This is a genomic window from Paracraurococcus ruber (assembly GCF_004353985.1).
In the GTDB taxonomy this organism is placed as follows: Bacteria; Pseudomonadota; Alphaproteobacteria; order Acetobacterales; family Acetobacteraceae; genus Paracraurococcus; species Paracraurococcus ruber.
Genome location: NZ_SMOA01000372.1, coordinates 1 through 4,336, shown reverse-complemented (window position 1 = coordinate 4,336; position 4,336 = coordinate 1). Strand labels below are relative to the sequence as shown.

2 protein-coding genes are annotated in these 4,336 nt (G+C 75.8%); one reads left to right on the top strand and one right to left on the bottom strand.

What is annotated here, in order from left to right:
- Positions 1–2,255 (bottom strand): P-loop NTPase fold protein (locus tag E2C05_RS29230; RefSeq protein WP_158292453.1); only part of this gene is annotated, 2,255 nt, incomplete at its 3' end.
- A 571-nt stretch (positions 2,256–2,826) separates the two neighbouring features.
- Here E2C05_RS29230 and E2C05_RS29225 point away from each other — a divergent pair.
- A complete protein-coding gene (locus E2C05_RS29225) occupies positions 2,827–4,287 on the top strand; it encodes an amidase (protein ID WP_240046942.1) in 1,461 nt (486 codons plus the stop codon).
- The last annotated feature ends 49 nt before the right edge of the window (positions 4,288–4,336 follow it).

Here is a 4,336-nt window from a genome sequence, read left to right as displayed (position 1 = left end):
CCCGGGCCCAGCCGGCGCCGCCGCGGCGGCGCGCGCTCCTCCCGCGCCGCCGCCACCAGCCGGCCGGCCGCCGCCTGGTCGAAGCCGGGCACCGGCACCTCGATCTGGATCAGCTTCTGCAGGTAGTTCTCGGCATATAGGATGCGCGCCTCGCGCTCCGGCGTGCCGTCCGGCGCCATCTCCTTCGCCATGTCCCTGTGCGCCAGCCCCATGGCCAGCAGCACCTGTTCCCGCGCGATGCCGAGGATGACGAAGCAGCCGGCGGCGTTGGTGAGGAAGTTGATCGCCTCCATCGCCTCCGCCACCTGGTCCGGCCGGCAGCGGTCGAGGTCGTCCACCACCACGGTCAGGGTGCGGTCGCCCAGCGCCTCCGCCACCTCGGCCAGCGCCTCGGCGAAGCGGGCGCGGAAGGCAAGCTGGGCCCCCAGTTGCTTCGCGCCGGTCGCGCCGGCGACGGCCGCCATCAGCCGCCCGGGATCGAGGCCGCCGGATTTCAGCCTGTCCCCGAAGCCGGCGAGGAAGCGCCAGGCGGCGGCGAGCGCCCCGAGCGGCGCGCCGAAGCCGGCCAGCGCCTTGCCCCAGTCCAGCTTGCTGCCGTCTGCCCCCAAGGCGCTGCGCAGCGCCGCCCAGGCCTGCGCGGGCGTCGGCCATTGCGACGCCGAGAGCAGGCCGGCGACCACCGCCGCGAGGAGGAGGATGCCGATCCAGAGCGCCGCATCCGCCCGCAGCCGGCGCCACATCAAGCGGCCGCGCACCTCCAGCCCCGCGCGGCTGCCGAGCGGCGGCACCGCCTGCTGGCGCACCGCCTCGAGCAGGGCGGCGAAGAGATGCTCCTCCTTCTGGTGGTGCCAGGCATTGAACCAGACCGGCCGCAGCCCGTGCGTGGCGAGATCGGCGCAGAGCCGGTTCAGCACGCTGCTCTTGCCGGTGCCCCAGGGCCCGGTGACGGCGAGGGTGAGCGGCGGCTCGGTCCGTCGGTTGCGCAGGAAGCGGCTGATGCGGTCGGCCAGCAGCCCGGCGCCGGCGGCGTCCGGGTCGCCCTCGCGCAGCGGCCGGTCGGTGGCGAAGAGCCCGGCGATGTCGCCGGCGGCCGGCGGCGGCGCCGCGCGCGGCAGCGGCCGGGCGCCGGACAGCAGCGCGACCAGGCCAGAGCCCCAGAGCAGCCAGGCCAGCGGCGCCGGGCTGCTCTCGTGCGGCGGCATCGCCCAGGTGGCGCCGCCATCGGTGCTGCGCAGCAGCATGTCGTTGCTGCCGGCGGCGAGGACGAGGCCATCGGGACCGAAGGCCAGGGTCCGCAGATGCGCCGGCGGGATGCCCGGCACGATGGCGAAGCTGCGGCCCGCATCGGTGCTGCGGAGGATGGTCCCGCCTTCCCCGGCAGCGATGACGGTCGTCCCATCGGCCGGGGCGGCAAGGGCGAGGAGGCGCTGCCGGGTGGGGGAGGCAACGGCCTGCCAGGTGGCCCCGCCATCCTGGCTGCGGCGGATCATCCCCTCCTCCCCGGCGAGGAGCACCAGCCCGGCGGCCGACGGCAGCACCGCGCGCAGCCGCGCCGTCGCCCCGGTCGGCCGGGTGCGCGGCGTCCCGGCCGCGCCCAGCCCCTCGATGAAGGCGCCCTCGTCGCCGACCCCGAGAAGCCTGCCATCCGCCGCATAGGCGATGCCGACCAGGGCGTAGCTGCCGCCGGCACCGGCCCAGTCGGGCGCGCCGGGCTGCCAGCGGAACAGCGCACCGTCGAACATCACCGCGACCGCGCCGCGTCCGTCCGGCGCGACCGCCGCATCCGCGAAGGGCATCTTCTTGCCCTGATGCGTCCCGGCCCAGGACCGGCCGCCATCGCCGCTGCTTGCCACCGTGCCGTCGCGGGACAGGGCCAGCGCGGCGCCGGTGGCGGGATCGGCGCCGACGCGAAACAGATGCGCCTCGGTGACCGGCGGCAGGGCCCGCCAGTGCCGGCCGCCATCGGTGCTGCGCCAGACCGCGCCATCCCAGCCCACCGCCAGGGCCAGCCTTCCATCCGGCGCCAGCCAGAGCCCGTCGATGCTGCCTTGCTCGCGGTCCACCACCTCGCGCCCCGCGCGGCTGACGAAGCTGCGTGGCGGCGCGCGGGCGAAGCCATTCGCCTCCCGCGGCTCCAGCAGCCAGGCCAGGGAGGGAAAGGGCGCCGGCCGGTGCGGCGCCTCTCGCAGCGGCAGCAGCAGGGCGGCGGCGGCGCCGACAAGGCCGAGCAGCAGGCCCAGGACCAGCCAGGGCAAGCGCCACCGTCGCCATGCCGCCCAGCGTCCGGGGGGCGGGGTGGCAGCGGCCGGGGCCTCGGCGGCGGCGAGCGGTGCGTCCATGACGGCGGCAGCCCTGCGACGGCGCAGGATAGAGGCCGCGGGCGGATCGCTGGAAGTGTTTCGCCGCCGCGATGGCGGGCGCGGCGCCGCCTTGCCGGGGGACCGTGCCATCCGGCCCCCCTCCCCGTCCCGGATCCTGTCCGGCACGGCCCGCCCGCGTGGTGGGACAGCCATCCCGCGCGGGGTCATCGCCGGCCGGATGGCGGTCGCGGCGCCGGCGCCCCCTGGCGATCGGCAGCCGGACCGCCCGCGCGGCCGCCGGACCCCGCGACCCGCTGAGCCCCAGCGATCGCCGCGGCACGCGACGCCGCCGGGCCTTCGCAGCGCCTCGGCGCCGGATGCGGTTGGCGGGGTCGTCCGGACGCGCCGACCGCCCCGGGCCATCCCTGGCGCAGCGGCGTCGGGCGGCGTGGCGTTCACGCCGCGCGGCGATCCGCTCTAGTCTGCCCGGCTTCAGGCAAGGCGGATGCACGACATGACGCTGGCGATGACATGGGAGGAGTGGGCGGCGCATGACGCGCTGGCCCTGGCGGCGCGGGTCCGCGCCGGCGAGGTCGCGCCGGCCGAGCTGGCCGCCCAGGCGGCGGCGGCCATCGCGCGGACCAACCCCGCCCTATCGGCCGTCGTCGAGGTGTTCGAGGACCTGGTCGCCGACCCGCTGAAGGACGGCATGGATCCGGCCGGCCCCTTCGCCGGCGTGCCCTACCTGATGAAGGACCTCGGCGTTCCGCTGAAGGGGCGGCTGCAGGAGATGGGCTCGCTGCTCATGCGCGGGAACCGCGCCGCGGCGGACAGCCACCTGGCCGGGCGCATCAGGAAGGCGGGGCTCAACATCCTCGGCCGCACCACCACGCCGGAATTCGGCTGCTGCAGCGCCGCCGACAACCCGGCGGTCTATTCCACCCGCAATCCCTGGAACACCGCGCATACCACCAACGGCTCCTCGGCCGGCAGCGGCGCCATGGTGGCGGCGGGCGCGGTGCCGCTGGCGCATGCGACGGATGGCGGCGGGTCCATCCGCATCCCGGCCGGCGCCTGCGGCCTCGTCGGCCTCAAGGTCTCGCGCGGCGTCTATTCCACCGCCCCCTTCACCTCGGACCTGACCGGCCTCGTCTCCATCCAGGGCTGCCACAGCCGCAGCGTGCGCGACACCGCCGCCTTCCTCGATGCCTGCCGCGGCGGCGCGCCGGGCGAGTTCATGCCCTTCTGGACGCCGGACGAACCGGCGTCGCGGCTGATCGGGCGCGATCCGCCGCGGCTGCGCATCGCCCTGTCGCACGAATGGGGCGACTACCGCGCCGTGCCGCATTTCGTCGCGGAACTGGAGAAGGCCGGGCGGCTGCTGGAGAGCCTCGGCCACCATGTCGACTGGCAGGTGCCGACCGTGGACCTGCGCGCCGCCTTCGCCGCGCAGACCACCTGCTACATCAGCAATTTCGCCCAGACCATCGGCGCCCTGCTGGCCGCCAAGGGGCTGGACCGCCCGCCCGAGGGGCTGGTCGAGCCGATCAACATCCGCATCTGGCAAGCCGGCATCGGGACGAGCTTCTCCGATCGCTTCCGGATGCAGGCCGCCTTCAACGCCGCATCCCGCGCCTTCGGCGCCTTCCTCGAGGACTGGGACATCATCCTGACGCCGGTCACCGCCCTGCCGACGCCGCGCCTCGGCACGACGGAGTTCCTGACCATCAGCGGAAATCCCGACGTGCAGGACTGGTTCGCCAATCTCTGGCGGCAGTTTCCCTACACGCCGCTGGCCAATCTCTGCGGCATCCCGGCGATCTCCCTGCCGATGGCGATGCAGGAGAATGGCGTGCCGCTGGGCATCCAGGCGATGGGCCGGCAGGCGAGCGACGGGCTGCTGCTGCAACTGGCGGCGCAGGTGGAACGGGCGCTGGACGGGCGCTGGAACGAGGGGCGGCGGCCGGCGGTGCACATCGCCGCCTGACCCGGGCGCGGCGGGCGCATCCGCCGGCGGCGGCGCGGGGCGAGCCCTG

Coding starts and splice junctions, on each gene's coding strand:
- E2C05_RS29225 (WP_240046942.1), top strand. CDS start 2,827: ATGACATGGGAGGAGTGGGCGGCGCATGACGCGCTGGCCCTGGCGGCG.